This is a genomic window from Peribacillus muralis (genome assembly GCF_001645685.2).
GTDB classification, from domain to species: domain Bacteria; phylum Bacillota; class Bacilli; order Bacillales; family DSM-1321; genus Peribacillus; species Peribacillus muralis_A.
Window position 1 is genome coordinate 4,298,158 of the sequence record NZ_CP017080.1, and the last position, 25,612, is coordinate 4,323,769.

The window sequence follows — 25,612 nt, forward strand, 5'->3', positions numbered from 1 at the left end:
TTCCTCCTTCAATTTCGCTTTAAAAACTCACTTATTATTTTACCAAACTTTTCTCCATCTTCCACATGAATCGCATGTCCGGCACCATTTATTATTTTCCATTCGGCCTTCCTCAGCTTCTTTTCCATCGAGCTGGCAATGTCACAAAACTTAGGATCGAATTCACCGGTCAGCAGTAGGACGGGAAAATCAAGCGTTTGCAGATTCCCCCAGTAGGAAGCCTGACTGCCTGTCCCCATGCCGAGGAGGCTATTGGCAAGACCGGCAGGTTCATTTGCCAGCCGCTGCTCCCGGATGGACTCCCTCGTTTTGGCCGGTAAATGTTTTTGGCTTTCAAAAAGCGGGATGCTTTCCCAATGGTCCACGAATGCTTCCATGCCAAATTCAAGGATCCGCCCGGCGAGTTTCTTATCATTTTGCTTGCGGATTCCTCTCTCCTGTTCGGTTGCAAGGCCGGGAGATGCGCTCTCCAATATCAATGTTTCAACATATTCAGGGTACAAACTGGCAAACGCCAGCGCAAGCCTGCCTCCCATCGAATATCCTAGCATATGCGCTTTCGGGAAATGGAGCTCATCGAGGATATGCGCGATATCTTCAGCCACATGATTCATCTCATACCGTTCTGGCTCGGCGGGTGAAGTCGACATGCCATGTCCGATGATGTCGATCATGATCATCGCATACCTCTCACTCAATATTGGAATGAGGAATTTCCACGTATCCCGATTTCCCGTAAATCCATGCAAGAGTACGAGAGGCTCCCCATTTCCCGTAATTTCAACAGCATAAGTGACATCCTTGCTGACAATATTCATGATATTTCCCTGTTTAACACCCATTTTATTTCCTGGGAAACAAAACTCCACAAATTTCGATGCTTATGCAAGTTGGACTCCCTTTCGGTCGGTACCTCGATGATTTTCAAGCCTTGAATGCCAAAAGACTCCGTAAATACACTCTTCAGCTCATCCCAGGTCTGCACTTTGCTGTATTTACCGCCATAAAGCTTGGCTGTATGGGAAAAATCAAGGCCATGGGGCGTTCCGAAAAGCATTTCGAAATGTTCCTTCTCATTTGCTTGCGGCAAGAAAGAGAATATGCCGCCCCCATCATTATTAATCAATAAGATCGTGATATCCTGCTTTTGCAGCTTGGCCGCAAGCAAGCCATTCATATCATGGAAAAAGCTCAAATCGCCGATTGCCAGTACGGTATTCTTTGCGACCGTACTTACCCCCAGCGCAGTGGACACGACGCCGTCAATGCCATTTGCACCCCGATTCGCCAAGATTTTGATTCCTTTCTCATTATTCATGAAAAAAGTATCCAAATCCCGTATCGGCATACTATTTCCGACAAACAGTGTCGATTTCGGCGGCAGCATATCGGCCAGCAGGGCGAACAGCTTGCCTTCACTTAACTCCGCTTCATCGTGAACGGATGCCAAGGCATTCTTCGTCGCTCCGTTGACGTCCTGCCATAAGCGCAGCCATTCATCGCCAGCGGAACTGGTGATTTTTTCACCTACCCGCTGACAGAAATCCCTCTCCTCACAGTAAATCATGTTCGTTGCCAAACCAGCTGGTTCGCGCCAGCCTGCACCGCCATCAACGACAAGCGTGATCGCCTGTTTTTGCTTTTTCATGAATAGCAATAACGGTTTTGAAACGGGCATGGCACCGAAGCGTATGATCACATCCGGGCTGAAGGCCGCTTTTGCCGCTTCATCGCGCAGAAAGGTATCGTACGCATCAATTATGACATCCTTGTTATTGCTTCCGCTTCTAAGCTGGGAAAGTGGATCAGCCACTAGCGGGAAAGCAAGCGTTTCCGCTAGTGCGACGATTGCCTCCTTCATCTCTTGGTCCGGCAATTCCCCACATACGATCAGTCCTTGCTTCGATTGTGACAAAGTCGCTGCGACCGATTCAATTTGTGATCCGGAGAGTGTGCGCATTCCGCTCTCGATCAATACTGCAGGAGCCGGTTGCTTTTGCCTGAATTCCTTCGCTTGCTCAAGATTCGGTATCAGTGGTTCGCGAAGCGGGAAATTCAAATGCACAGGCCCGGCAGGTTGAGCCGCAGCTGTAGCCACTGCCCTTGCACCGACCGTTCTTGCATACCGCATCATCTCATCGGTACTTTCCGGAAGAGCCATTTCGACAAACCATTTCACCTGCCTTCCGTACAGATGTATCTGATCGATGGCCTGTGGGGCACCTACATCACGCAGCTCATGCGGTCGATCGGCCGTAAGTACAATAAGCGGCACCCTTGAATGGAAAGCCTCGATGACGGCCGGGTAAAAATTCGCAGCCGCTGTACCGGACGTACAAAGAAGTCCGACAGGTTCTTTTAAGGCCTTAGCCATCCCTAGGGCAAAAAAAGCGGCCGAACGTTCATCCACATTAATGTGAATCTCGATATCAGGATGTTCCACCAGCAATAAAGCAAGCGGGGTGGAACGTGAACCTGGGCTCACCACTACGTGCTTCACCCCGTTTTCAGCCAGCTCATCGACAAATGAAGCAGCATACGCTGTCAATGCATCTCGGTCATTCATTAAGATTTCCTCCTAAAGCACTTAACATCGGATTGAATTTAATCCCCGTTTCCCGGAACTCTGCGCTGGCAGTTGAATCCTCCACTACCCCGCAGCCCGCAAATAGCGAAGCCTCATTGTCTTGTATCAAGGCAGAGCGTATTCCTACAGCGAATTCCCCGTTTCCATACGTATCCATCCAGCCTAGAGGTCCCGCGTAAAAGCCGCGCTCAAGACCTTCCATTTCCCGAATTCGCACAACGGCCTTTCCTTTAGGAAGCCCGCCCATCGCTGGTGTCGGATGGAGGTTCTCAACAAACTGTAAAATCGTAACACCTTCCTTTGCAACACCGCGAACCGGTGTATACAAATGCTGGATATGACGGTTTTTCATGAGCTCCGGTCCGTCCGGAATCACTACCTTTTCACATACAGCATCAAAGGCATTGGAAATCATCGACACGACATATTGGTGCTCTTGTAAATTCTTTTGGTCATGAAGCAATTCATTTCCTAGGCTAACATCTTCTCGCTGATCTTTCCCACGTCCCATCGAACCGGCAAGACAGGTAGAAAAAACAGCATCCCCCTGCTTTTTGATCAAGCGTTCGGGAGTCGCACCGACAAAGCAATCACCACCCGCTTCCAAACTGAAAATATAGCTTAATGGCTGCTCTGCAATCAATTGCTCGAGCACCTTCCCTGAATCGATGGAGTGTTCGAATGTAAGTCGAAGCTCCCTAGCCAATACTATCTTATCAAGATCTGTCGTCTTGATTTCCTCTACCGCTTCGGTGACCGTGCGCTTCCATTCCGCAGACTGCACCTCCCTCTGCTTAACAAGGGAGTTAGGTCCGCATGGCACACCATCCAAGCCTTCGGAAAGGAAGGCTTCCCGTTCATTTATCATATCTCTGAAGAGTTTTTCTGAATCATCAGGCGAACAAAGTAAGTTTGTCGTTAAGTAAGCTTGTTTCCCCACTATTGATAGCATGAAGGCAGGTATATAAAACAGGTTGTCCCCAAAATGGTTCCAAAGGATTGTACTGTTAGATTCATAATCAAAAGAAAAGCCCCCAAACAGTAGAGGACCTGTCGCCTCTACATCGGTCACTCCCGTTTTGACAGCAGTTTCCTGCAGTTTGATCCAGCTCTTTTCGACTTCTCTATAACGTTCGGCATTCGCTGCCGCTTTGAGTTTCTTAACATTGCCTAAACCAGTGATGGTTATTTCCTTTGCAGGGTCCTCCCAAAAAAAACGTTCACCCGCATACCGTTCTCTTCCAGCTTGATAAAATGAAAGGGGGTTGGTGCATTGAATTTTCTTAATATGACTGAATAGAACTTGATCATTCAAGTCCTTCGCCTTTTGTATAGCTGAAGCCAGCCCCTGAAACTGTTCAGTTTCTTCCGAGATAGCCAAAAAAATCCCCCCAAATGTACATTTTAAAAGCTTTTTAACCTATTTAAAGATACACCTCCCGTCAACCTGATGTCAATAAAACGCCCCTTTTCCCAACGATACATGCCCGCTTTTTTCCTTATTATATGAATCTTGGCGAATGCAGCGTGATATCCTTGAATTTGGAAGTGGAACACCGCTTCATTCAATTGACACACATCCCCAATTTCCCTACACTTAATAGGGTAACTTTTGTGCAACATTTCAATATTTGATATACTTTCGAGAGTACCAATACTGATTTTGAGGAGAGAAACAATGCAAACAGAATACGACGGACTTCCCATGAAACGGACCTGGAAGATTTGGTGGGAGTTAATTCGTCCACATACACTAACCGCAGCCTTTGTCCCGGTCTTGCTTGGAACGGTGATCGCGCTTTTGGAAGATGGCGTCAATTGGCTGCTATTTGCCGCCATGATGCTTGCCAGTATCCTGATCCAGGCTGCAACGAACTTATTCAATGAATACTATGATTTCAAAAGGGGCTTGGATACCGAGGAATCGGTCGGCATCGGCGGCGGTATCGTACGCCATGGAATGACCCCGAAACTCATCATGACCTTGGCACTTGGCATGTATGCCATCGCCTTGTTAATTGGAATCTACATTTGTGCCGCATCGTCTTGGTGGCTTGCTGCGGTAGGACTGGTTTGCATGCTTGTCGGCTATCTGTATACAGGAGGCCCGCTCCCTATCTCTTATACTCCTTTCGGGGAACTATTTTCAGGGTTGTTCATGGGCTTTTTGATCATTTTGATCGCCTTTTACATTCAAGCCGGATATGTTTCCACCACCGCCATTTTAATTGCGATACCAAGCGGAATATTAGTCGGATTGATCAACTTGTCGAATAATCTCCGTGACCATGATGGAGATAAGGAACATGGACGGAAAACGATGCCTGTCGTGATGGGCAGGAAAAACGCATTGACCTTCATGGCCATCATGTTTGCCTTTTCCTACCTATGGCTGATTGGCTTAGTCGTTACCGGAAGCGTAACAGCATGGATTCTCCTTGCCTTCCTAAGCATCCCGAAAGCCATGAAAGCAATCAAGGGCTTCGTCGGAAAGACACAGCCGATCACGATGGTGCCGGCAATGAAAGCCACTGCCCAAACCAACACCTTCTTCGGTCTGCTCATGGCGATCGGTTTATTCATAAGCTATTTCATTTAACCTGAAAGGACTGAGTTTTCGACTCAGTCCTTTTTTCTATCTTCCGTTTCATTTTGTTTTCCTATGCACCAATTCGGGTAATAGATAATACAACCATCTTACAAGCGGGAAAATAGATAGGTACTTTAGAAGGAGTGAATTGGATATGCCAACCAAACAGCAAATACAAACATTCAAAAAGGAGCTGCTTCAAGAAAAAAGCGAGCTTGAAACTAGGATACAAAATGATGAAGGAACTGTACTGAATAAAAGCCAGACGGAATCAGTAGGGGAATTATCATCCTATGATAATCATCCAGCTGACCTGGGCACCGAATTATTCGAGATGGAGCGCAATCAAGCACTTGATGAACATGCCCAATCTGAAATGGAGAAAATCGAAGAAGCATTGACTGCGATTGAGGACGGCTCGTATGGCCACTGTAAAACCTGCCAGAAGGAAATCCCTACGGAAAGGCTTGAAGCCATCCCGAGCACGCTCTACTGTGTCGAGCATACGCCGGAACGGACCAATGCTCAAGATCGCCCAGTTGAAGAAGACATATTGATCCCATCCAAGGGGGATGATTTTGAAAACCGTCATCAAAATGAAATAGTCGATAAAGAAGATAGCTTTGGTGAAGTCGCCAAATTCGGGACATCCGAAACGCCATCCGATTACACAGGCGACCATGACAATTACAATGACCTTTATCAAAACGAAGATGAAACGAACGGATTTCCAGAAGACTATGAAGGCTTTGCCGCAAATGATATTGAAGGTAAAAATAGAGTGGATATACCGAATAAAAGACAAAAGGAATACGAGGATACATTGGAAGCTGAACATATCGATTCCAACATTGGGGATATCCCTTATAAGCAAAGAGATCGTTATATCAATGAAAAGAAATGAACGAAAAAAAGAAGCATACATGATGTATGCTTCCTTTTTTGTTATGACCCGTACGGGATTCGAACCCGTGTTACCGCCGTGAAAGGGCGGTGTCTTAACCGCTTGACCAACGGGCCAAATGGCGGAGAAGGAGGGATTTGAACCCTCGCGCCGCTCGCGCGACCTACACCCTTAGCAGGGGCGCCTCTTCAGCCTCTTGAGTACTTCCCCATGGCTCCGCAGGTAGGACTCGAACCTACGACCGTTCGGTTAACAGCCGAATGCTCTACCACTGAGCTACTGCGGAACAATATGAATATGGTGGGCCTAAATGGACTCGAACCATCGACCTCACGCTTATCAGGCGTGCGCTCTAACCAGCTGAGCTATAGGCCCATATTTGGAGCGGGTGAAGGGAATCGAACCCTCATCATCAGCTTGGAAGGCTGAGGTTTTACCACTAAACTACACCCGCGAAATGGGGCGACTGATGGGAATCGAACCCACGAATGCCTGAACCACAATCAGGTGCGTTAACCACTTCGCCACAACCGCCGTAATATATTGCAAGGAATTTTGCAATAAAGGTGGCTCAGGACGGAATCGAACCGCCGACACAAGGATTTTCAGTCCTTTGCTCTACCGACTGAGCTACTGAGCCACAAATGTATTAAATTTTAAAAATGGCGGTCCCGACGGGAATCGAACCCGCGATCTCCTGCGTGACAGGCAGGCATGTTAACCGCTACACCACGGGACCTAATAATTGCGGGGACAGGATTTGAACCTGCGACCTTCGGGTTATGAGCCCGACGAGCTACCGGACTGCTCCACCCCGCGACGGTAATAATGGAACGATTAGCATCAAGTTTTCGTGTATATCGTTTCTTCGCTTCCTCTATGTAAGGTTGTTTCAAAACAACTTGCTGCTATTAAAAAAATGGAGGAGGTAGAGGGATTCGAACCCCCGCGGGATTTGACTCCCCTGTCGGTTTTCAAGACCGATCCCTTCAGCCGAACTTGGGTATACCTCCATGGCTTTGAAAAAAATGCATATGGTGGACCTTGTAGGACTCGAACCTACGACCGGACGGTTATGAGCCGTCTGCTCTAACCAGCTGAGCTAAAGGTCCTTATATTTATTGGTAGCGGCGGAGGGGATCGAACCCCCGACCTCACGGGTATGAACCGTACGCTCTAGCCAGCTGAGCTACACCGCCAATATAATATAAGTTTCTGATTGAAAAATGGTGGAGCCTAGCGGGATCGAACCGCTGACCTCCTGCGTGCAAGGCAGGCGCTCTCCCAGCTGAGCTAAGGCCCCATTCTTTTAAAAATCACGTGGTCGGGAAGACAGGATTCGAACCTGCGACCCCTTGGTCCCAAACCAAGTGCTCTACCAAGCTGAGCTACTTCCCGCAAAAAAAATGGTGCGCCCGGCGGGAGTCGAACCTACAACCTTCTGATTCGTAGTCAGATGCTCTATCCAATTGAGCTACGGGCGCATATATAAGATGGTGCCGAGGACCGGAATCGAACCGGTACGGTAGTCACCTACCGCAGGATTTTAAGTCCTGTGCGTCTGCCAGTTCCGCCACCCCGGCACATAAGAAAAGTGGAGCGGAAGACGGGATTCGAACCCGCGACCCCAACCTTGGCAAGGTTGTATTCTACCACTGAACTACTTCCGCATGAAAGATGCGGGTGAAGGGACTTGAACCCCCACGCCTTGCGGCGCCAGATCCTAAGTCTGGTGCGTCTGCCAATTCCGCCACACCCGCATGATAAAATGGTGAGCCATGAAGGATTCGAACCTTCGACCCTCTGATTAAAAGTCAGATGCTCTACCAACTGAGCTAATGGCTCGTGCTTGTACTGCTAGAATGAATGGTGCCGGCAAGAGGACTTGAACCCCCAACCTACTGATTACAAGTCAGTTGCTCTACCAGTTGAGCTACACCGGCAGGTGTAAAATGGTGGAGGATGACGGGATCGAACCGCCGACCCTCTGCTTGTAAGGCAGATGCTCTCCCAGCTGAGCTAATCCTCCATATGTAACTGCTTGGCGACGTCCTACTCTCACAGGGGGAGACCCCCAACTACCATCGGCGCTGAAGAGCTTAACTGCCGTGTTCGGAATGGGAACGGGTGTGACCTCTTCGCTATCGTCACCAAACATTGTTTACATTTTTTCAAGACATATATTATTATAACGTCTTTTTGAGAAAACGCAAGAAGAAATTTTCATTCCTTCAAAACTAGATAATAAGAAGGTATTTCATTTTTTAAAGCGTTGGTTAAGTCCTCGATCTATTAGTATCAGTCAGCTCCACATGTCGCCACGCTTCCACCTCTGACCTATCAACCTGATCATCTTTCAGGGATCTTACTAGCTTGCGCCATGGGAAATCTCATCTTGAGGGGGGCTTCATGCTTAGATGCTTTCAGCACTTATCCCGTCCGCACGTAGCTACCCAGCTATGCCTTTGGCAAGACAACTGGTACACCAGCGGTGCGTCCATCCCGGTCCTCTCGTACTAAGGACAGCTCCTCTCAAATTTCCTGCGCCCGCGACGGATAGGGACCGAACTGTCTCACGACGTTCTGAACCCAGCTCGCGTACCGCTTTAATGGGCGAACAGCCCAACCCTTGGGACCGACTACAGCCCCAGGATGCGATGAGCCGACATCGAGGTGCCAAACCTCCCCGTCGATGTGGACTCTTGGGGGAGATAAGCCTGTTATCCCCGGGGTAGCTTTTATCCGTTGAGCGATGGCCCTTCCATGCGGAACCACCGGATCACTAAGCCCGACTTTCGTCCCTGCTCGACTTGTAGGTCTCGCAGTCAAGCTCCCTTGTGCCTTTACACTCTACGAATGATTTCCAACCATTCTGAGGGAACCTTTGGGCGCCTCCGTTACTCTTTAGGAGGCGACCGCCCCAGTCAAACTGCCCACCTGACACTGTCTCCCACCCCGATAAGGGGCGCGGGTTAGAATTTCAATACAGCCAGGGTAGTATCCCACCAACGCCTCCACCGAAGCTAGCGCTCCGGCTTCTCAGGCTCCTACCTATCCTGTACAAGCTGTACCAAAATTCAATATCAGGCTGCAGTAAAGCTCCACGGGGTCTTTCCGTCCTGTCGCGGGTAACCTGCATCTTCACAGGTACTATAATTTCACCGAGTCTCTCGTTGAGACAGTGCCCAGATCGTTACACCTTTCGTGCGGGTCGGAACTTACCCGACAAGGAATTTCGCTACCTTAGGACCGTTATAGTTACGGCCGCCGTTTACTGGGGCTTCGGTTCAAAGCTTCGCTTGCGCTAACCTCTCCCCTTAACCTTCCAGCACCGGGCAGGTGTCAGCCCCTATACTTCGCCTTGCGGCTTCGCAGAGACCTGTGTTTTTGCTAAACAGTCGCCTGGGCCTATTCACTGCGGCTTTTCTGGGCTATTCACCCTAAAAAGCACCCCTTCTCCCGAAGTTACGGGGTCATTTTGCCGAGTTCCTTAACGAGAGTTCTCTCGCACACCTTAGGATTCTCTCCTCGCCTACCTGTGTCGGTTTGCGGTACGGGCACCTTACATCTCACTAGAGGCTTTTCTTGGCAGCGTGGAATCAGGAACTTCGGTACTATATTTCCCTCGCCATCACAGCTCCGCCTTGATGGAAACGGGATTTGCCTCGTTTCCGGCCTAACTGCTTGGACGCGCATATCCAACAGCGCGCTTACCCTATCCTTCTGCGTCCCCCCATCGTTCAAACGATGTATAGGTGGTACAGGAATATCAACCTGTTGTCCATCGCCTACGCCTTTCGGCCTCGGCTTAGGTCCCGACTAACCCTGAGCGGACGAGCCTTCCTCAGGAAACCTTAGGCATTCGGTGGAAGGGATTCTCACCCTTCTTTCGCTACTCATACCGGCATTCTCACTTCTAAGCGCTCCACCAGTCCTTCCGGTCTGACTTCAACGCCCTTAGAACGCTCTCCTACCATCGACACCTAATGGTGTCAATCCACAGCTTCGGTGATACGTTTAGCCCCGGTACATTTTCGGCGCGGAGTCACTCGACCAGTGAGCTATTACGCACTCTTTAAATGGTGGCTGCTTCTAAGCCAACATCCTGGTTGTCTAAGCAACTCCACATCCTTTTCCACTTAACGTATACTTTGGGACCTTAGCTGGTGGTCTGGGCTGTTTCCCTTTCGACTACGGATCTTATCACTCGCAGTCTGACTCCCAAGAATAAGTATTTGGCATTCGGAGTTTGACTGAATTCGGTAACCCGTTGGGGGCCCCTAGTCCAATCAGTGCTCTACCTCCAATACTCTCATCTTGAGGCTAGCCCTAAAGCTATTTCGGAGAGAACCAGCTATCTCCAGGTTCGATTGGAATTTCTCCGCTACCCACACCTCATCCCCGCACTTTTCAACGTGCGTGGGTTCGGGCCTCCATTCAGTGTTACCTGAACTTCACCCTGGACATGGGTAGATCACCTGGTTTCGGGTCTACGACCTCATACTCATTCGCCCTATTCAGACTCGCTTTCGCTGCGGCTCCGTCTCATCAACTTAACCTCGCATGAAATCGTAACTCGCCGGTTCATTCTACAAAAGGCACGCCATTACCCATTAACGGGCTCTGACTACTTGTAGGCACACGGTTTCAGGATCTATTTCACTCCCCTTCCGGGGTGCTTTTCACCTTTCCCTCACGGTACTGGTTCACTATCGGTCACTAGGGAGTATTTAGCCTTGGGAGATGGTCCTCCCTGCTTCCGACGGGATTTCTCGTGTCCCGCCGTACTCAGGATCCACTCAGGAGGGAACGAAGTTTCAACTACAGGGTTTTTACCTTCTTTGACGGACCTTTCCAGATCGCTTCATTTACCCCGTTCCTTTGTAACTCCATGTTGAGTGTCCTACAACCCCAAGAGGCAAGCCTCTTGGTTTGGGCTAATTCCGTTTCGCTCGCCGCTACTCAGGAAATCGCATTTGCTTTCTCTTCCTCCGGGTACTTAGATGTTTCAGTTCCCCGGGTCTGCCTTCAGTACCCTATGTATTCAGGTAAAGATACTGTTCCATTACGAACAGTGGGTTTCCCCATTCGGAAATCTCCGGATCAAAGCTTACTTACAGCTCCCCGAAGCATATCGGTGTTAGTCCCGTCCTTCATCGGCTCCTAGTGCCAAGGCATCCACCGTGCGCCCTTTCTAACTTAACCGTTAAAAAAGTCTTACAGATGCTTTGAAAAAATTAATTGCCTTCTATCTATTATCTAGTTTTCAAGGAACAAAGTGGAGAGAACCCATCACAACGTGATGCTTCTTCCGTGATTGAATGAATTACTCATTCAAAACTGAACAAAACAAAAGCGCACTCGTATTATCCTTAGAAAGGAGGTGATCCAGCCGCACCTTCCGATACGGCTACCTTGTTACGACTTCACCCCAATCATCTGTCCCACCTTAGGCGGCTGGCTCCATGAAGGTTACCTCACCGACTTCGGGTGTTACAAACTCTCGTGGTGTGACGGGCGGTGTGTACAAGGCCCGGGAACGTATTCACCGCGGCATGCTGATCCGCGATTACTAGCGATTCCGGCTTCATGCAGGCGAGTTGCAGCCTGCAATCCGAACTGAGAATGGCTTTATGGGATTCGCTTACCTTCGCAGGTTCGCAGCCCTTTGTACCATCCATTGTAGCACGTGTGTAGCCCAGGTCATAAGGGGCATGATGATTTGACGTCATCCCCACCTTCCTCCGGTTTGTCACCGGCAGTCACCTTAGAGTGCCCAACTGAATGCTGGCAACTAAGATCAAGGGTTGCGCTCGTTGCGGGACTTAACCCAACATCTCACGACACGAGCTGACGACAACCATGCACCACCTGTCACTCTGTCCCCCGAAGGGGAACGCCCTATCTCTAGGGTTGTCAGAGGATGTCAAGACCTGGTAAGGTTCTTCGCGTTGCTTCGAATTAAACCACATGCTCCACCGCTTGTGCGGGCCCCCGTCAATTCCTTTGAGTTTCAGCCTTGCGGCCGTACTCCCCAGGCGGAGTGCTTAATGCGTTAGCTGCAGCACTAAAGGGCGGAAACCCTCTAACACTTAGCACTCATCGTTTACGGCGTGGACTACCAGGGTATCTAATCCTGTTTGCTCCCCACGCTTTCGCGCCTCAGTGTCAGTTACAGACCAGAAAGTCGCCTTCGCCACTGGTGTTCCTCCAAATCTCTACGCATTTCACCGCTACACTTGGAATTCCACTTTCCTCTTCTGCACTCAAGTCCCCCAGTTTCCAATGACCCTCCACGGTTGAGCCGTGGGCTTTCACATCAGACTTAAGGAACCACCTGCGCGCGCTTTACGCCCAATAATTCCGGACAACGCTTGCCACCTACGTATTACCGCGGCTGCTGGCACGTAGTTAGCCGTGGCTTTCTGGTTAGGTACCGTCAAGGTACCAGCAGTTACTCTGGTACTTGTTCTTCCCTAACAACAGAACTTTACGACCCGAAGGCCTTCTTCGTTCACGCGGCGTTGCTCCGTCAGACTTTCGTCCATTGCGGAAGATTCCCTACTGCTGCCTCCCGTAGGAGTCTGGGCCGTGTCTCAGTCCCAGTGTGGCCGATCACCCTCTCAGGTCGGCTACGCATCGTCGCCTTGGTGAGCCATTACCTCACCAACTAGCTAATGCGCCGCGGGCCCATCTATAAGTGACAGCGTAAACCGTCTTTCCATCTTCCCTCATGCGAGAAAAGAACGTATCCGGTATTAGCTCCGGTTTCCCGAAGTTATCCCAGTCTTATAGGCAGGTTGCCCACGTGTTACTCACCCGTCCGCCGCTAACTTCAGGGAGCAAGCTCCCATCCATTCGCTCGACTTGCATGTATTAGGCACGCCGCCAGCGTTCGTCCTGAGCCAGGATCAAACTCTCCGAAGAAATGTTTGACTTGCTCATTTGCTTTTTTGATAGTGTGTGCTCACTTAAAATTTAACGTTGGCGCTTTGTTTTGTTCAGTTTTCAAAGAGCAATTTGTTGTCGTTTCTTCCAGAAGCGACCTCTATAAAGTAACATATTGTGTCACGTTTCGTCAACAACTTTTTTGAAGTTTTTTTCAAAAGCTTGTTAGCCGTTTGTGTTGCTGTCTTAGCGACAAGAAATAATATACCATGTACAAATAAGCTTTGCAATACGTTTTTAAAACTTTTTTTCAAAAATGATAATTTCCTGTCCACCTTCCTTTTTTCATTAATGATAGGCAAGTATGACTTGAAGCATATTACCATCCAAACGCTCATATGCATAGAAAGATATCTTTTTCCCATGAGGTGAAGCAATGAATCTATCATTAATCGGATTACTCATTTCCTACAGTATGGCCCTTTACTTATTCAGTACTGCTTTTTATGAAGCCATCAGGTTCAGCAGAGAAAAGGGCAAGGTGAATGGTTCGACTTTCTTATTCAGTTTTACTTTCGCTATGATTTTCACCAGAATCACCTATCTGTTTCACCCTTATTGAATAAGGCAGTAAGTCAGAACGACTTACTGCCTTCATACGGAGACTGCGGATTCTTTAAGCACCTTGCTTTTCCGTTCATCCCTTAGGAATATCATCAAACCGGCCAATATGACCGTACCCCCGATAACCTGCGTCCATAGAATAGGTTCATCTAATATGAAGTAAGCCAAAATCGTTGCTCCGACCGGCTCCAGTAATATCCCCATTGAAATGGTGGAAGTGCTCAACCATTTTAATGACCAATTGAATAATGAATGACCTAATAAAGTAGGGAAAATGGCAAGGAGAATGAAATACATCCAATCGGCAGCCGGATATGGTGCCAGCGGCTCTCCCTTGAAGATCACATATAGAAACAAAGTGGCGGCACTGATTGCATAAACGACAAATGTATACGTTATAGAAGATATGCGTTTTCTAACATTTTGTCCAAATAGTAAATAACCGGTTACCAGTGCACATGCAATAAGCGAAAGAATGTCACCCCAAAATGCCATGCCGCTTATTCTCAAATCTCCCCAGCTGATGACAAGACTGCCGGCAATCGCAATGATGCCGCTCAATATCGCCTTCATAGAAAATCTTTCTTTAAAGAAGAAGTACGCCCCAACAAAGGCGAATAAAGGCTGTAGAGTGACAAGCACAGTGGAACTTGCGACCGATGTGTAATTCAGTGATTCAAACCATAAAATAAAATGAAATGCCAGAAACACTCCTGACGCAACCGAATACAGCCAGTCCCTTTTTTCGATGAATGCCAGCTCATGGCGGTATTTCAACAAGAAAACAGGCAGCATGAAAAGAACGGTAAACAATAAACGGTAAAATGCTATAACACCTGACGGAGCAGTCGCCAATTTCACCAGGATGGCGGAAAACGAAACAGATGCCACCCCAATTGCCAACGCTGCATAAGGATTGATTTTTGGCATTTGCATGCACGTTCCTCCTTTCGAAATGGATTATCTCTCGATGAAGTCTATTCTACTATGTTAAAATCATTGAAGTAAGCTTTTTTGAAAAAAGGATATATGTAAATAGATGAAACATTTGCTCTTATTCTTCGATAATAGTTCGGAAGTGGTGAAACAACATGGAATGGACATTCGATCCTCAATCTGAACTGCAAATCCTGATCAAATTGGGGATTTCAGCTCTCCTTGGACTCATTATCGGACTTGAGCGGGAAATGAAACGGAAGCCTGTTGGCTTAAAAACAAGCCTGGTCATTTCCATCGTCAGCTGTTTACTGACGATCGTTTCAATGGAATCCGCTTATAAATTCCCAGGGAGTGACCACGTAAACATTACGATGGACCCTTTGCGGCTAGCCGCTCAAATTGTGTCTGGAGTCGGCTTCATCGGGGCAGGCGTCATTCTCCGCCGTGACAATAACAGCATATCCGGTTTAACGACCGCAGCCATCATTTGGGGAGCGGCCGGAATTGGAATTGCCGTTGGAGCAGGATTCTTTCTCGAAGCGATAGCCGGTGTCATCCTATTGATCATAAGTGTTGAATTGGTTCCCGCAATCGTCACATGGCTCGGACCGATGAAATTACGGCAAAAGGAAATCTTCCTGCAGCTGGTCGTGCAAAATAAAGAAGACATCGCAATCGTCCTAAAAAAAATTAAAGATGAAAAGATCTTCATAAAAAACCTAAGAATCAAGGATGTTGCAGAAGGTCACCACCTATTGACACTCAAAGTATTGGTCGACAATAAAGTCCGGACCTCGGATGTATATTATACCGTCTCGACCCTTAAGGAAATCGCGCGGGTAGAGATCGAAAATGCGTAATGAAAAAAACCGTCCAGCTCCCCTCAAACGGTTTTTTTCATCTTTTTTTAAAATATCTTTTTTTTATATTGACTTTTCCTGAAAATCCGCTAAAATAATTATTGTACCTTAACCCGGGGCATTAGCTCAGCTGGGAGAGCGCTACGCTGGCAGCGTAGAGGTCAGCGGTTCGATCCCGCTATGCTCCATACTTAAAAAAACCCTTGATATTCAAGGGTTTTTTTCCTGTTTATATACCACCGAAAAAAGTCGCGGCGGGAACTTGAAACAATACCGGTGCTACATATCCAATTGCCGCACCATCGTAGAATATTCAGGCAGAAAGATGGCCGGATTTAAAGTTGAATTTGCTCATAATCATTAAGCTCATTTAATCTTGAAATTCATTTTTTGTTTGGACAAGGAACGTACGCCCTCATCGGGGTATCTTGTGGGTTTGCGCTGAGAGACAGAGGTAATCTAGAGTCTACCCATACTATAGCTGGATAATGCATGACAAATTTCGGGTCACTATCCATTAATTTATTGTAGGCGATCCTCTGCTTCCCTCTCCGGAATGTTCAACCTTTTTTGTACCTCTTGTACAACTCGGGACGTATATCTAAGCTTCAACATGTCCTGGTTTACCTTCATTTTTCAACACCACCTGGTTATTATGAATATACTTTAAAGCTTTTGGCCGTATGAACGAAAGCTGGTAGCGATTCATTGATTATTGTCTCATGGTATTCTGTTAATTCCATAAGACCATTTGAAATCGTGAGTAACTTCTTCTTTTAAAGTATTACAACCAAGTACAACTTTCCGCTCAATTTCAATGAACAAACAACCTACCCTGTTTAAGGAGTAGGCGTATCCGTATTAAAAAGGGGCAATAACCTTCCCCAACCTTTGAATTCCCTCCATTATTTCTTTCTCATTGGCATAACTGAAGGAGAGCCTCAGAAACTCGGTTCCATCCTTTTGATTCAAGAAGAAGTATTTACCCGGAACATATGAAACCCCCTCAGCCAGAGACTGCGATAATAATTCAGACGTATCAACGCCGGGAATCCTCACCCATACAAAATAACCGCCAGCTGGCACATACCAGGAAACGGAGTCAGGAAGAAATTGTTCCAGCGCACGGAGTAACACGGCACATTTGGCACGATACACATCCTTTAGAAGGTGCAGCCGTTTCTCGAAATTCGTATTTTCCAAGTATACAGCCATTGTACTTTGTGAAAAAGGATGATCTAAATCTTTTTTAAACCACTCTAACGCCTTAATGAACGCACTGTCTCCCGTTATCCATCCAATTCGCATTCCAGGTGCCACCACTTTGGATAATGAGCCAACGTGGAGGACTCGTCCACTTTTATCCAAGGATTTAATGGGCGGTGGGTTTTTATCAAAGGATAATTCCCCGTACGCATCATCCTCTAAAATGAGGAAATCAAACTCGGCGGAAAGCTCCAATAAATGCTCCCGGCGTTCAGTGATCATCGTCGTTCCTGTCGGATTCTGAAAGGTCGGTATGGTATATAAAAAGCGGGGGAGAGTCAGACCTTTTCGTTTCCTTTCATCCAGCATTTCTTTTAACCTGTCCGTTTGAATTCCTTTTTCATCTATAGGTATACTAACGATCTGCTTCGTATAGTTTTGAAAAATCTCCAAAGCCTCCATATAGGTAGGCGATTCTACAGCTACGACCGCTTCCTCATCGAGGAGGATGCGGGCAATCAGATCGATCGCCTGACAGGCACCTGAAGTGATCAAAAGCTGCTCCTCTACCACGCAAATCCCGCGTTCTGCCAGCCTTCTCTGGATTTGCTGCTTTAATCTTGCCATTCTCGGGCTTCCGAGATAATGGAGAGGCAAATCGTGCTCTTCATCGAGAAGTCTGGCTACAGCTGCTTTAATCCCCTCAGCAGGAATCAAGGCTGGATCTGGATAGCCTGAACTCAAGCGAATACAACCATCTGGCAAATTTGGCATCCAAGCACCGGGCGGTTCATTCTTTAGTGCCGTTTTACTATTTTCCGAAAAATAAGATCCAACATTCACTTCAACCATACACCCCTCCGTCAAACCTTGATTTTAGTCATTTTCATGGATTGTCATTAGCCGTTTTCAACTCAAATTCACTTATGGAGACAGTTTAAGCAAAAAAATAAAAAAAGGCAGTTCATCCGCCTTTCTCCACCTTTAATGCAACGAATCTATTTTGCATTCACATCGGGTTGATGTATCCCGAATACATTGCCTTCGGTATCCGTATAGTATCCTTGCCAGGCCATTCCTGGCAGGGCGTATTTAGGCATGGAAACCTTGCCGCCATGCTCAATGATTTTCGCTTCCGTTACATCGTAATTCCCCACTCCCATTGTACATGCAAATGCATTTAACGCTTGGTTTGTTTCCGGTGGTGCACTTTGACGCTGCATCAAGGCTCCATTGACCCCTGGTTCATTGTCATCGCCCGTTACGGCTCCAAAGTAAGGCATTCCGGCATAATCGCTCCAATCTTGAAATGACCATCCGAATACCTCTCCATAAAACTTCTTTGCGCGTTCCATATCATTCACATGAATTTCGAAATGAACTAATCTTCCCATGTTTCCCTCCTGTTTTCACACAATTAATAGGGTAGTAACGATATCTTATTTATCATTATAAATGATAGGTTAATAAATTCAATAATCAGATAAATATTAATCAAACGTTTAATTAACACTCTTTTATATACACGCTCATAGCTTTAGAGCAACTCCGATTTCAACTTCTGCCTTTTCGCTGACGTGGTCCCATCCTTTAACACGGAATACCAACAATTTGTGAAACTATGCGTATATTTTTGTGAAAGTTGGACGAGACTGCTAGTAAATAAAATCCAGGAGGTTATCGATATGTTCAGATTCTTGAAGGGAAAGCCTCGCAGCAAGATTGGAAAATTCATTGATAAGCATGGGTATTCACAAGAGGAATTTGTAGTGGCGTCCGGAATATCACGCAATACGATAAGCAGGGTTTGCAGCGACCCGAAGTATGTACCATCAGCGGGAGTATTAAAGAAAATCATGAAGGCGATTCGGAGTATTGAGCCCCATGCAAAGTCAGACGATTATTTCGATATATAATACGCCATGCTCCATAACGGAAAAAACCCTGAAATCCATTCTAGGGTTTTTTTTGCGCTTTCATTACTTTAATAAAGCAGCACATCTTCAAGCAGGAATTCCATTGTCACTTAAGGACAAGTGCTTATGCATTAGCTGCAACTATTTTCGACCCATCACTTTCTTTATGAACTTAACAATGGGTGACACTATGGTTTCACGTACATTGTTGAGCGCATAGCCGATCAGCCCCATTGCTATCAAAACCAATATTAACCCGATGATCAATCCCGTCGTTTCTCTAAGTTCCTCTAATACAGCACCCATTCCTTGTCCTCCCCCGCTTGCCGATGCGATTTATTTTACATCCCCCAGTAACCACAACATGCCTGCTTATTAAATAAATAAGGTTCATTATAACGTATTGGATGAATATGGTCGAGCTTCCACCTCGGTCTCCCCCGCCATTTTGGATTACCTATTCTAGCGTTTCACTTTATCTGAAAATATAAACCTTCCCTTCCCTCCCATACGATATAATCACGTCACTTGAAAACCCTTTCATTTGTCCAAAACCAACAAACAGGAGACAGAATTATTGGTTTTTTCAAACATTGTGAATATTATCAAAAAAACGTAAGCTTAATTCATGAATACATCTTCTTAGGGGGTGCGCTTTATATGGAAGCCATTACAAGGGACTTTTTCTTATTTTTATCTAAAAATAACATGCTGAATAATATTGCCAAGAAACGCGGAGGAAGTTTCGCTGCCGGTAAGATCATCGGGGGAACCGATTTCCAAAGCTCGATTAAATTCATTAAACAGCTTAACGATAGTGGCCTATCGGTTACCGTCGACCATCTTGGGGAGTTCGTTGATTCAAAGAAGGTGACTCAGGAGCGGACGGCCGAATGCATCGAAACGATTGAAATGATCAGCAGGGAAAAGCTCGATTCACAGGTTTCCTTGAAGATGACTTCGCTCGGACTCGATATCGATCATGCACTGGTCATCGAGAACATGACAAAAATTCTCGACACAGCTGAAAAGCATGGTGTCATGGTCACGATTGATATGGAGGATGAAGTCCGCTGTCAGGCAACCATCGATATTTTTAGGCAGTTCAAAGAAAAATACAGCTGCATAAGTACTGTTCTGCAAGCATATCTATTCCGCACAGAGAAGGATTTGGATGATCTTGGTCAATTTAAGCCATTCCTGCGTCTCGTTAAGGGTGCTTACAAGGAATCTCCCGAAGTGGCATTTCCCGAAAAGAAAGATGTGGATGAAAACTATAAAAAGCTGATTAAGCAAAGTCTGCTTAACGGCAATTACACAGCCATCGCTTCACATGATGACAAAATCATCGAATTTACGAAAGAGCTGGCCAAAAAGCACAATATCCCAAATACGCAATTTGAATTTCAAATGCTTTATGGCATGAGAAGCAAAACCCAGCATGAACTGGTCAAGCAAGGGTACAAAATGCGCGTCTATGTTCCTTATGGCCTCGACTGGTATGGGTATTTCATGAGAAGGCTTGCTGAGAGACCATCGAACATTTCCTTTGCTTTCAAAGGGATGGTCAGAAGCTGACGTTAATCCAAACTTTTTAAAAAATCCATGAAAAGGTGTGATCATCAATGATTTCATATAAACACGAACCATTTGTCGATTTTACAAACGAGGAAAACAAAAAAGCCTATGAGGCAGCACTGCAAACAGTTGAAGGCTACCTAGGCCAAGACTATCCCCTATACATCGGTGCCGAAAAAGTGACGACTGACGAGAAAATCGTTTCCTATAACCCTGCGGATAAAGAAGAAGTCATCGGCCGCGTATCAAAAGCGAACAAAGACCTTGCTGAAAAGGCGATGCAGGAAGCCGTCACCGCTTTTGAAAGCTGGAAAAAAGTGAAGCCGGAAATCCGTGCTGACGTTTTATTCAAAGCCGCAGCCATCATTCGCAGACGCAAGCATGAATTCTCGGCATTATTGACAAAAGAAGCAGGCAAACCTTGGAATGAAGCGGATGCAGATACTGCGGAAGCGATCGATTTCCTTGAATTCTATGCCCGCCAAATGCTGACACTCAAAGATGGCGTACCTGTCCAAAGCCGTCCTGGCGAATATAACCGTTATGATTACATTCCATTAGGGGTAGGCATCATCATTTCTCCTTGGAACTTCCCATTTGCCATCATGGCAGGTACAGCCGTTGCAGCTATCGTCACCGGGAACACCATTCTTTTGAAACCAGCTTCGACCACCCCTATCGTAGCAGCGAAATTCGTTGAAGTGATGCATGAAGCAGGGCTTCCAGCAGGTGTATTGAATTTCGTGCCAGGAAACGGAGCAGAAGTCGGGGACTATCTAGTGGATCATCCAAAAACACGTTTCATTTCCTTCACAGGTTCACGTGATGTAGGTCTGCGCATTTACAAGCGTGCTTCAGAAGTGAACGAAGGCCAAATTTGGCTGAAGCGTGTCATTGCTGAAATGGGCGGCAAAGATACAATTGTCGTCGACAAAGAGGCGGATCTTGAATTGGCTGCACAATCGATCGTCAAATCGGCATTTGGCTTCGCCGGCCAGAAGTGCTCTGCATGCTCCCGTGCCGTTATCGTGGAAGATGTCTACGATCAGGTTTTGGATCGTGCCGTCGAGTTAACTAAGCAGCTGACTGTCGGGAATCCTACCGAGAATCATTTCATGGGACCGGTCATCGACCAAGCGGCATTCGACAAAATCATGAGCTATGTTGAAATAGGTAAAGAAGAAGGACGCGTTCTAACTGGCGGTGAAGGAGATAGTTCAAAAGGCTACTTCGTTCAGCCGACGATCGTTGCGGATGTCGCCCCTAAAGCAAGGTTGATGCAAGAGGAAATCTTTGGACCTGTCGTCGCTTTTGCAAGGGCGAAGGACTTTACCGAAGCTCTTGAAATTGCCAATAACACGGAATACGGTTTAACTGGTGCCGTCATTACGACAAATCGCCTGAACATGGAAAAAGCACGTGAAGAATTCCATGTAGGGAACCTGTATTTCAACCGTGGCTGTACGGGCGCAATCGTAGGCTACCAGCCGTTCGGCGGATTCAATATGTCAGGAACCGATTCTAAAGCAGGCGGCCCGGACTACTTGCAGCTTCATATGCAAGCCAAAACAACATCAGAAACGTTCTGATCGATATTTCAAGAAGCAATTGAAAAGGAAATGCCCTCGTATTGCTGATGTATCTTCAACTATATGATACAATACAAAACGATGTAAATTGGAGGAAGTGACAAATAGGTTGCTTCCTCTTTTTAAACAAAAAATTAACTATTTCATCCTGAAGGGAGTCTTCCTATGATCGATATTTCATTATTACTTTCCATTAGCATTTATATGGCGGGCATGCTGTTAATCGGATATTTTGCCTACAAAAGAACGTCCAATCTAAATGACTACATGCTGGGAGACAGGGGCCTTGGACCTGCTGTCACTAGCATTGAGCGCCGGTGCCGCCGATATGAGCGGCTGGCTTCTAATGGGGATGCCAGGCGCCATGTTCGCAACGGGACTTAGCTCAATATGGATTGTCATCGGCCTGACGCTAGGTGCCTATGCAAACTGGTTATACGTAGCACCTAGATTGAGAACCTACACGGAAGTGGCCAATAATTCCATAACGATTCCTGCTTTCCTGGAAAATCGTTTTGGCGAAGGCTCACGGATCCTAAGGCTCATCTCGGCTTTAGTTATCCTGATATTCTTTACGTTTTACGTTTCTTCCGGTATGGTATCCGGCGGAGTCTTATTCCAGAGTACATTTGGCCTTGATTACCATGCTGGCCTATGGATCTTGACAGGCGTGGTCGTGGCCTACACGTTATTCGGCGGATTCCTGGCGGTAAGCTGGACAGACTTCGTTCAAGGAATCATCATGGTCGTCGCCCTTGTTCTTGTACCGATCGTTACCCTTTTCCATGTTGGCGGCTTTGGCCCTGTCATAGAAACACCGCGTTCCATTGATCCTGCCCTTTTAAATATTTTTACCGGAACGAGTCTTTTGGGGATCATCTCCTTATTTGCATGGGGATTAGGTTATTTCGGACAACCCCATATCATTGTCCGCTTTATGGCGATCAGTTCCGTCAAGGAAATAAAGAAAGCCCGTACGATCGGCATGAGCTGGATGATCTTTTCCACAATAGGTGCGATGCTGACGGGATTCATCGGAATAACGTATTATTCCCAGAACGGTCTCAAATTAGCTGATCCTGAAACGATATTCATAGAGTTAGGGGAAATCCTTTTCCATCCCTTCATTACCGGCTTCTTGATCTCAGCGATACTGGCTGCCGTCATGAGCACGATTTCTTCACAGCTTTTGGTCACTGCCAGCTCTTTAACGGAAGATATATACAAAACCTTCTTCCGTCGCTCCGCTTCTGATAAAGAGCTCGTCTTCCTTGGGAGGCTTTCCGTCCTGATCATATCCATCGTCGCGCTCTTTCTCTCTTGGGAGAAAAATGACACCATTCTTGGACTTGTCGGTTATGCTTGGGCTGGTTTCGGATCTTCATTCGGTCCGCTAGTGTTACTCAGTCTCTGCTGGAAGCGCATGACAAAATGGGGTGCTTTAGCTGGGATGGTCGTTGGTGCCGCGACTGTGATTTTCTGGTCGATGGCAGGCCTTTCCGATACGCTTTACGAAATGATCCCAGGCTTTGCCGCTAGCTTGATTGCCATCATCGTGGTCAGTCTTCTAACAGCTAAGCCATCTAAAGAAGTAGAACAGCAATTCGAACAGTTTGAGAGAACATTGAAAGAAAAATAATCTCCTATAAAGAACGGTCTACGAAAATATTTTCGTAGACCGTTCTTTCTTTCCACTTGCCCCTATACACATCATTCGTTTATCAGTATTATTAAGTTGTCATTCACTTCAAAAAACTGGGGGCCATATATGTCATTAGAAAAAATCCTTACTCTAACAAACATCAACGATATAACCGATATGGTCAGCACCTATTTAAAAAAACCAGTCGTCATCGAAAATGAACAATTTTTATTGCTGGCATATAGTTCGTATTATATCGAGCACTTCGACCAAGCCAACCGACAAACGATCTTCACGAAGCATTGGCCGATCCCGATTTTGGAAAAATTCATGGATGAGGGCATTGTCGAGCAGCTTAAAACGATGCAGCACCCATTCCGGGTGAAACAAATCGAGGATATCGGCTTGAATCAAAGGGTCGTTGTAAGCGCTGTCCATAAAGGGCAGGTTTTCGGGTTCATCTGGGTCCAGGAAACGGAGATGATTGCTGATGCCGATTTGGAATTTTTACATGAGGTTTCCCATCATATCGGCAAGCTCCTCTACCAAAAAAAACAACTGAATATGAAAAAGGACGAAGAAAAAAACGAGTTCTACCAAAAGGTCATTGACGAAGTCTATCAAACTGAAAATCAAATTAAATGGGAAGCCGCCAACATGAGTATCCTCATTCCGGAAACGTTCATCGTGAACGTCTTTACCGTCGCTCAATCCGATGCGGAGCTTTTCGATGAATTGACGGATACAGTCAGCTTGTTTGCCCATGCATTGAATCATTTCGCACATGTCTTCACAAACCAGATGAAGATCGTCGTCATCATTGGCAGCAACGGGAAAGGAAAAGGCATGCTTGCGGATAGCGCCCATGATTTCACGAATACGGTGCTCTCCCAGTTCCATGACCATAGGATTTTCCCTGGAATCGGCAATGAATATTCCTCGATCCTTCAATTGAGGAAATCCTATCTCGAAGCATTGGAAGTGATCAACGCAGCCAAATTCATCGGTCACCCTGAACAGCTTCCTTTTGAATATAGCAAACTTGGGATTTTTCGTTACCTCGAAATGATCTCCAATCATCATACAAAAACGAATTATATCAATAATGATTTGCTGATTTTACAAAAGAAGGACCAAGAAAGCCAAACGAAGCTCCTTCAGACACTGGAGATCTATTTGCTGAACAATTGCCGGATCAAGCCGACGGCTGAGCGGTTATACATTCATACAAACACCTTGAAATATAGATTGAATCAAATAGCCGAACTCACATCAATCGATTTTGACGACTTACATTCGCGAATACAGGTCTACATCGACTTACAGCTCATGAAGCAGAAGACTTAGGGGAGACATGCCCTGTAACATCCCAAAACCCTTGCGACCAAGGGTTTTTTTTCATTCTCTCTCTTATATTAGCGCTTTGGATGATAACCATATGTATCGCCAGGCTTTGCCAGTTTTAATTACTGAAGCTTCAATTCCGCTTCAACTATAGCCTTGCTCATCGAAGCTTCGGGTTGTTCCAGCATCCTCCCATGACCTACAGCAAGCAAACTCGGTTTAAAGCTTAATAGTTTCTTAACACTTTCAAGAGCCATGCGTTTATTCCAGGTGGCAAAGGCCGGGAACGGAAATAACGGCTTAAAGGTGCCGGACACAGCTGTTCCCCCTCTCGTTACCATGGCATCGCCAGCAATCAAGCTATGATTCCGCGTGTCGATCAGCGAAATCGAGCCAGGGGTATGCCCGGGCGAAAGAATAACTTCCAAAGAACCAATCCGATCACCCTCTATAAGTAATGAGTCCGGATGAGTTTCAATATGTTTAGGGACTCCCCCGCGGATCGGAGAGTGTGCTTCACTTTCCAGGAGTGTAGAATCGCCAGCAAGTAATGCTGCATCCCGAACCGAAATGCTCACGTGCATATCGGGAAGCAACTCTTTTAGCCCGTCCAGTGCACCAACATGGTCACCATGCGCGTGAGTGATGATGATCCTTTTGATCGGTTTTCCAATCACCCTTGCTGCCTTCACTATACTTTTTGTACTGTAAGGCAAAGCTGCATCTATTAGCGTTAAGCTATCCTCCTCTTCAACAAAATAACAGTTCACAGGAAAAACACGTGGCATGAAGGATAATTGATATACTGTACCCATTTTAGTCATTTTCATCTTTGAACAAAGCTCCTCCCGTAAAACCAATTGGACATTTAACTAATACGATAAGTTCATCGATAATATTCCATTAGTAAATAATAAGATGTCTACCTACCCGAAAAGCAAGGCG

16 protein-coding genes, 22 tRNA genes, 3 rRNA genes and 1 pseudogene are annotated in these 25,612 nt (G+C 46.4%); 10 read left to right on the forward strand and 32 right to left on the reverse strand.

Going from position 1 to position 25,612, the window contains the following annotated elements; translation table 11 throughout:
* Nucleotides 1-8: 8 nt before the first annotated feature.
* The 3 genes from menH to ABE28_RS20815 are packed head-to-tail and all read right to left on the reverse strand — an operon-like array spanning nucleotide 9 to nucleotide 3,968.
* Nucleotides 9-842 (reverse strand): 2-succinyl-6-hydroxy-2,4-cyclohexadiene-1-carboxylate synthase, encoded by an 834-nt coding sequence (gene menH, locus ABE28_RS20805; protein WP_257390652.1) that lies wholly within the window; start codon nucleotides 840-842, stop codon nucleotides 9-11.
* Nucleotides 815-2,566: a 2-succinyl-5-enolpyruvyl-6-hydroxy-3-cyclohexene-1-carboxylic-acid synthase gene (gene menD / locus ABE28_RS20810; protein WP_064462630.1), complete on the reverse strand. Its 1,752-nt coding sequence runs from the start codon at nucleotides 2,564-2,566 to the stop codon at nucleotides 815-817. Before menD ends, menH begins: the two co-directional genes overlap by 28 nt.
* Nucleotides 2,559-3,968, reverse strand: a complete 1,410-nt coding sequence (locus ABE28_RS20815) for an isochorismate synthase (RefSeq protein ID WP_064462629.1) — start codon at nucleotides 3,966-3,968, stop codon at nucleotides 2,559-2,561. The genes menD and ABE28_RS20815 overlap by 8 nt, the downstream gene beginning before the upstream one ends.
* A 297-nt stretch (nucleotides 3,969-4,265) precedes the next feature.
* Between ABE28_RS20815 and ABE28_RS20820 the strand changes: the two genes are divergently transcribed.
* Nucleotides 4,266-5,186, forward strand: coding sequence for a 1,4-dihydroxy-2-naphthoate polyprenyltransferase (locus ABE28_RS20820; protein WP_064462628.1), 921 nt, complete (start codon nucleotides 4,266-4,268; stop codon nucleotides 5,184-5,186).
* 145 nt (nucleotides 5,187-5,331) lie between these two features.
* Nucleotides 5,332-6,081 carry a TraR/DksA C4-type zinc finger protein gene (locus tag ABE28_RS20825; RefSeq protein WP_064462627.1) on the forward strand — a complete coding sequence of 250 codons (750 nt, stop codon included), beginning with the start codon at nucleotides 5,332-5,334 and terminating at the stop codon, nucleotides 6,079-6,081.
* Nucleotides 6,082-6,125: 44 nt separating this feature from the next.
* Here the strand turns inward: ABE28_RS20825 and ABE28_RS20830 are convergent.
* From ABE28_RS20830 to ABE28_RS20945, 24 genes are all read right to left on the reverse strand, one after another.
* Nucleotides 6,126-6,197 (reverse strand) — tRNA-Glu (locus ABE28_RS20830).
* A gap of 3 nt (nucleotides 6,198-6,200) precedes the next feature.
* Nucleotides 6,201-6,291 (reverse strand) — tRNA-Ser (locus ABE28_RS20835).
* A gap of 1 nt (nucleotide 6,292) precedes the next feature.
* Nucleotides 6,293-6,367: transfer RNA gene (locus ABE28_RS20840), tRNA-Asn, on the reverse strand.
* A gap of 12 nt (nucleotides 6,368-6,379) precedes the next feature.
* A tRNA-Ile gene (locus ABE28_RS20845) sits at nucleotides 6,380-6,456 on the reverse strand.
* A 5-nt stretch (nucleotides 6,457-6,461) separates the two neighbouring features.
* Nucleotides 6,462-6,535: transfer RNA gene (locus tag ABE28_RS20850), tRNA-Gly, on the reverse strand.
* 4 nt (nucleotides 6,536-6,539) lie between these two features.
* Nucleotides 6,540-6,615: transfer RNA gene (locus ABE28_RS20855), tRNA-His, on the reverse strand.
* A gap of 33 nt (nucleotides 6,616-6,648) precedes the next feature.
* Nucleotides 6,649-6,721, reverse strand: a tRNA-Phe gene (locus ABE28_RS20860).
* Nucleotides 6,722-6,744: 23 nt separating this feature from the next.
* Nucleotides 6,745-6,820 (reverse strand) — tRNA-Asp (locus ABE28_RS20865).
* A 6-nt stretch (nucleotides 6,821-6,826) separates the two neighbouring features.
* Nucleotides 6,827-6,900 (reverse strand) — tRNA-Met (locus tag ABE28_RS20870).
* A gap of 101 nt (nucleotides 6,901-7,001) precedes the next feature.
* Nucleotides 7,002-7,094 (reverse strand) — tRNA-Ser (locus tag ABE28_RS20875).
* A gap of 22 nt (nucleotides 7,095-7,116) precedes the next feature.
* A tRNA-Ile gene (locus ABE28_RS20880) sits at nucleotides 7,117-7,193 on the reverse strand.
* Between the two features lie 10 nt (nucleotides 7,194-7,203).
* Nucleotides 7,204-7,280: transfer RNA gene (locus ABE28_RS20885), tRNA-Met, on the reverse strand.
* 28 nt (nucleotides 7,281-7,308) lie between these two features.
* Nucleotides 7,309-7,384 (reverse strand) — tRNA-Ala (locus ABE28_RS20890).
* Nucleotides 7,385-7,402: 18 nt separating this feature from the next.
* Nucleotides 7,403-7,479, reverse strand: a tRNA-Pro gene (locus ABE28_RS20895).
* Between the two features lie 9 nt (nucleotides 7,480-7,488).
* Nucleotides 7,489-7,565: transfer RNA gene (locus ABE28_RS20900), tRNA-Arg, on the reverse strand.
* Between the two features lie 10 nt (nucleotides 7,566-7,575).
* Nucleotides 7,576-7,664 (reverse strand) — tRNA-Leu (locus tag ABE28_RS20905).
* 12 nt (nucleotides 7,665-7,676) lie between these two features.
* Nucleotides 7,677-7,751 (reverse strand) — tRNA-Gly (locus ABE28_RS20910).
* A gap of 8 nt (nucleotides 7,752-7,759) precedes the next feature.
* A tRNA-Leu gene (locus ABE28_RS20915) sits at nucleotides 7,760-7,841 on the reverse strand.
* A 9-nt stretch (nucleotides 7,842-7,850) separates the two neighbouring features.
* Nucleotides 7,851-7,926, reverse strand: a tRNA-Lys gene (locus ABE28_RS20920).
* Nucleotides 7,927-7,948: 22 nt separating this feature from the next.
* Nucleotides 7,949-8,024 (reverse strand) — tRNA-Thr (locus ABE28_RS20925).
* A 10-nt stretch (nucleotides 8,025-8,034) separates the two neighbouring features.
* A tRNA-Val gene (locus tag ABE28_RS20930) sits at nucleotides 8,035-8,110 on the reverse strand.
* Nucleotides 8,111-8,120: 10 nt separating this feature from the next.
* Nucleotides 8,121-8,236: ribosomal RNA gene (gene rrf / locus ABE28_RS20935) — 5S ribosomal RNA — on the reverse strand.
* Nucleotides 8,237-8,353: 117 nt separating this feature from the next.
* A 23S ribosomal RNA gene (locus ABE28_RS20940) occupies nucleotides 8,354-11,286 on the reverse strand.
* A 171-nt stretch (nucleotides 11,287-11,457) separates the two neighbouring features.
* Nucleotides 11,458-13,008 (reverse strand): 16S ribosomal RNA (locus ABE28_RS20945).
* Together the 16S, 23S and 5S rRNA genes with 21 tRNA genes alongside form the textbook arrangement of a ribosomal RNA operon.
* Nucleotides 13,009-13,405: 397 nt before the next feature.
* Here ABE28_RS20945 and ABE28_RS20955 point away from each other — a divergent pair.
* A complete protein-coding gene (locus ABE28_RS20955) occupies nucleotides 13,406-13,591 on the forward strand; it encodes a hypothetical protein (protein WP_064462508.1) in 186 nt (61 codons plus the stop codon).
* Nucleotides 13,592-13,623: 32 nt separating this feature from the next.
* Here the strand turns inward: ABE28_RS20955 and ABE28_RS20960 are convergent, their stop codons facing one another.
* The gene (locus ABE28_RS20960) at nucleotides 13,624-14,529 is read right to left on the reverse strand and encodes a DMT family transporter (protein WP_064462507.1); all 906 of its coding nucleotides are present in this window, start codon (nucleotides 14,527-14,529) and stop codon (nucleotides 13,624-13,626) included.
* 155 nt (nucleotides 14,530-14,684) lie between these two features.
* On the opposite strand from ABE28_RS20960, the gene ABE28_RS20965 reads away from it, so the two are divergent.
* Both ABE28_RS20965 and ABE28_RS20970 read left to right on the forward strand, forming a co-directional pair.
* Complete coding sequence (locus ABE28_RS20965; protein WP_064462506.1) at nucleotides 14,685-15,392, forward strand: MgtC/SapB family protein; 708 nt, start codon at nucleotides 14,685-14,687, stop codon at nucleotides 15,390-15,392.
* Between the two features lie 115 nt (nucleotides 15,393-15,507).
* Nucleotides 15,508-15,580, forward strand: a tRNA-Ala gene (locus tag ABE28_RS20970).
* A gap of 673 nt (nucleotides 15,581-16,253) precedes the next feature.
* Here the strand turns inward: ABE28_RS20970 and ABE28_RS20975 are convergent.
* Complete coding sequence (locus ABE28_RS20975; protein ID WP_373921306.1) at nucleotides 16,254-17,450, reverse strand: aminotransferase-like domain-containing protein; 1,197 nt, start codon at nucleotides 17,448-17,450, stop codon at nucleotides 16,254-16,256.
* A 146-nt stretch (nucleotides 17,451-17,596) separates the two neighbouring features.
* Nucleotides 17,597-17,992, reverse strand: a complete 396-nt coding sequence (locus ABE28_RS20980) for a VOC family protein (RefSeq protein ID WP_064462505.1) — start codon at nucleotides 17,990-17,992, stop codon at nucleotides 17,597-17,599.
* A gap of 291 nt (nucleotides 17,993-18,283) precedes the next feature.
* Between ABE28_RS20980 and ABE28_RS20985 the strand changes: the two genes are divergently transcribed.
* Nucleotides 18,284-18,514 (forward strand): helix-turn-helix domain-containing protein, encoded by a 231-nt coding sequence (locus tag ABE28_RS20985; protein WP_064462504.1) that lies wholly within the window; start codon nucleotides 18,284-18,286, stop codon nucleotides 18,512-18,514.
* A gap of 141 nt (nucleotides 18,515-18,655) precedes the next feature.
* Here the strand turns inward: ABE28_RS20985 and ABE28_RS25310 are convergent, their stop codons facing one another.
* Complete coding sequence (locus tag ABE28_RS25310) at nucleotides 18,656-18,820, reverse strand: hypothetical protein (RefSeq protein WP_156775864.1); 165 nt, start codon at nucleotides 18,818-18,820, stop codon at nucleotides 18,656-18,658.
* A 354-nt stretch (nucleotides 18,821-19,174) separates the two neighbouring features.
* Here ABE28_RS25310 and ABE28_RS20990 point away from each other — a divergent pair, with 354 nt between their 5' ends.
* The 4 genes and pseudogenes from ABE28_RS20990 (at nucleotide 19,175) to ABE28_RS21005 (ending at nucleotide 24,670) form a co-directional block, all read left to right on the forward strand.
* Nucleotides 19,175-20,092: a proline dehydrogenase family protein gene (locus ABE28_RS20990; protein WP_064462503.1), complete on the forward strand. Its 918-nt coding sequence runs from the start codon at nucleotides 19,175-19,177 to the stop codon at nucleotides 20,090-20,092.
* Nucleotides 20,093-20,139: 47 nt separating this feature from the next.
* Complete coding sequence (pruA, locus tag ABE28_RS20995; RefSeq protein ID WP_064462502.1) at nucleotides 20,140-21,681, forward strand: L-glutamate gamma-semialdehyde dehydrogenase; 1,542 nt, start codon at nucleotides 20,140-20,142, stop codon at nucleotides 21,679-21,681.
* Nucleotides 21,682-21,894: 213 nt separating this feature from the next.
* Nucleotides 21,895-23,320 (forward strand): annotated as a pseudogene (gene putP / locus ABE28_RS21000) (sodium/proline symporter PutP).
* Nucleotides 23,321-23,449: 129 nt separating this feature from the next.
* Nucleotides 23,450-24,670, forward strand: coding sequence for a PucR family transcriptional regulator (locus ABE28_RS21005; RefSeq protein WP_064462501.1), 1,221 nt, complete (start codon nucleotides 23,450-23,452; stop codon nucleotides 24,668-24,670).
* Between the two features lie 119 nt (nucleotides 24,671-24,789).
* Here ABE28_RS21005 and ABE28_RS21010 read toward each other — a convergent pair whose 3' ends face one another.
* Nucleotides 24,790-25,497 carry an MBL fold metallo-hydrolase gene (locus tag ABE28_RS21010; RefSeq protein WP_064462500.1) on the reverse strand — a complete coding sequence of 236 codons (708 nt, stop codon included), beginning with the start codon at nucleotides 25,495-25,497 and terminating at the stop codon, nucleotides 24,790-24,792.
* Between the last annotated feature and the right edge of the window lie 115 nt (nucleotides 25,498-25,612).

Bases quoted from the DNA above. Each gene is read 5' to 3' on its own strand.
- menH (WP_257390652.1), bottom strand. From the start codon at position 842: ATGGGTGTTAAACAGGGAAATATCATGAATATTGTCAGCAAGGATGTC.
- menD (WP_064462630.1), bottom strand. From the start codon at position 2,566: ATGAATGACCGAGATGCATTGACAGCGTATGCTGCTTCATTTGTCGAT.
- ABE28_RS20820 (WP_064462628.1), top strand. From the start codon at position 4,266: ATGCAAACAGAATACGACGGACTTCCCATGAAACGGACCTGGAAGATT.
- ABE28_RS20825 (WP_064462627.1), top strand. From the start codon at position 5,332: ATGCCAACCAAACAGCAAATACAAACATTCAAAAAGGAGCTGCTTCAA.
- ABE28_RS20955 (WP_064462508.1), top strand. From the start codon at position 13,406: ATGAATCTATCATTAATCGGATTACTCATTTCCTACAGTATGGCCCTT.
- ABE28_RS20960 (WP_064462507.1), bottom strand. From the start codon at position 14,529: ATGCAAATGCCAAAAATCAATCCTTATGCAGCGTTGGCAATTGGGGTG.
- ABE28_RS20965 (WP_064462506.1), top strand. From the start codon at position 14,685: ATGGAATGGACATTCGATCCTCAATCTGAACTGCAAATCCTGATCAAA.
- ABE28_RS20975 (WP_373921306.1), bottom strand. From the start codon at position 17,450: ATGGTTGAAGTGAATGTTGGATCTTATTTTTCGGAAAATAGTAAAACG.
- ABE28_RS20980 (WP_064462505.1), bottom strand. From the start codon at position 17,992: ATGGGAAGATTAGTTCATTTCGAAATTCATGTGAATGATATGGAACGC.
- ABE28_RS20985 (WP_064462504.1), top strand. From the start codon at position 18,284: ATGTTCAGATTCTTGAAGGGAAAGCCTCGCAGCAAGATTGGAAAATTC.
- ABE28_RS25310 (WP_156775864.1), bottom strand. From the start codon at position 18,820: ATGGGTGCTGTATTAGAGGAACTTAGAGAAACGACGGGATTGATCATC.
- ABE28_RS20990 (WP_064462503.1), top strand. From the start codon at position 19,175: ATGGAAGCCATTACAAGGGACTTTTTCTTATTTTTATCTAAAAATAAC.
- pruA (WP_064462502.1), top strand. From the start codon at position 20,140: ATGATTTCATATAAACACGAACCATTTGTCGATTTTACAAACGAGGAA.
- ABE28_RS21005 (WP_064462501.1), top strand. From the start codon at position 23,450: ATGTCATTAGAAAAAATCCTTACTCTAACAAACATCAACGATATAACC.
- ABE28_RS21010 (WP_064462500.1), bottom strand. From the start codon at position 25,497: ATGAAAATGACTAAAATGGGTACAGTATATCAATTATCCTTCATGCCA.